1 protein-coding gene is annotated in these 256 nt (G+C 51.6%); it reads right to left on the bottom strand.

Going from position 1 to position 256, the window contains the following annotated elements; translation table 11 throughout:
- Positions 1 to 85 precede the first annotated feature (85 nt).
- Positions 86 to 256 (bottom strand): rhamnogalacturonan lyase family protein (locus FS628_RS33325; RefSeq protein ID WP_369008917.1); only part of this gene is annotated, 171 nt, incomplete at its 5' end.

The raw sequence follows: 256 nt of genomic DNA, 5'->3' as shown, positions 1-256 counted from the left end.
CTTCACCCACCACATCCCCATCCCACCACATCCCAAAATTCCTCCACCACCCCACCCTTCTTCCCACTTTCTCCCCTTTCCCTCTCTACACACTCCCCTCTCCCCATACTTCACCCCCTTTATATCTTCCATCAATATCTCCCCCCATCCCCCCTCCAATATCCTTCCTTCTTTTCACTCCCCACATTAACTCACCTCTACCTCCATCACCCAATTCCACTCCCCCATTCCATCCTCTCTCATCAACCTCAAATAC

It is taken from the genome of Paenibacillus xylanexedens, from assembly GCF_007676705.1.
Classification (GTDB): Bacteria; Bacillota; Bacilli; order Paenibacillales; family Paenibacillaceae; genus Paenibacillus; species Paenibacillus xylanexedens_C.
This window is presented reverse-complemented; position numbering and strand designations above follow the sequence as displayed.